The organism is Micromonospora craterilacus, from assembly GCF_003236315.1.
Lineage (GTDB): Bacteria > Actinomycetota > Actinomycetes > Mycobacteriales > Micromonosporaceae > Micromonospora > Micromonospora craterilacus.
The window spans coordinates 1-948 of record NZ_POTY01000510.1; the positions used below are offsets into that span (position 1 = coordinate 1).

The window sequence follows — 948 nt, forward strand, 5'->3', positions numbered from 1 at the left end:
TCTCCGGGTTGAGCAGCAGCTGCCAGGACAGCTCCGGCCAGTGCTCGGTGAGCTGGAGACTGCTGACCACCACGAGATCGTGATCGCCGAGGCCGGGCAGCTCGTCGACGACCACCACCGGGGTGCCCTCGCGCAGCTCCGTCAGCAGCAGCCGCTGACCGCTCGGGGTCAGCCGGATGCAGCCGTTGGTGGTCTTCCGGCCCAGCTCGCCGTCGTGGTACCAGGTGTGGATGCCGATGTGCGCGCCGCGCAGGCCGGTCGGTACGGAGTCGGGGTCGTCGGGCACCGAGCCGAGGGCGAAGATGTCCACGCCCCCGTAGACGCGCTGCGGTGGCGGGGTCCGGCCCAGGATGAAGGTCCGGCCGAGCGGGGTCTCCTGGCCGCGCTTGCCCAGGCTCACCGGCCAGGAGCGCTGCGCGGTGCCGTCGCGGAACCAGGTGAGCCGGTACGGCACGCGCTCCACCACGACCTGGTCGCGCAAGGTGACCGTGTTGAAGCCGCCGGGCGGCAGCCAGGCCAGCTTGCGGTTGGCCGAGGGAAGCAGCACCGCCGTCCAGCCGGCCTCGCGCTGCGCGATCGGCACGGTCAGCTCCACCCCGCTGATGGTCGGCATCAGGAAGGCCAGCGGCCGGCCGCCGGGCGCGTCGTAGGCGGCGAGCCGGCGGGTCGGGTGCAGCCCCCGGGTCAGCGGGGTGGTGTCCAGGGTGTCCGGGTCATCGGGAAAGCCGACCGGTGCCAGGTCGTAGTCGATCTCCGGCAGGCTGGCCGGTGCCGGGGCGGCAGACGGCACGGTCTCGGCGGCCGGCACCGCCGCCGTCGGCCCCGCGATCGTGGGCGTGGCCGAAATCCCGGTCGCCTCGGCGGCCGGCGCTGGTCCCGGCGCGGGAGTCAGCGCCCACCCGGTGTACGCCGCACCCCCGAGCAGCACCGCGACGCCCACACCCAAGG

1 protein-coding gene is annotated in these 948 nt (G+C 74.4%); it reads right to left on the bottom strand.

Translation table 11 applies throughout. The annotated features are described in order from the left end of the window. Positions 1-948 (bottom strand): L,D-transpeptidase family protein (locus tag C1I95_RS34145; RefSeq protein ID WP_233514077.1); only part of this gene is annotated, 948 nt, incomplete at both ends.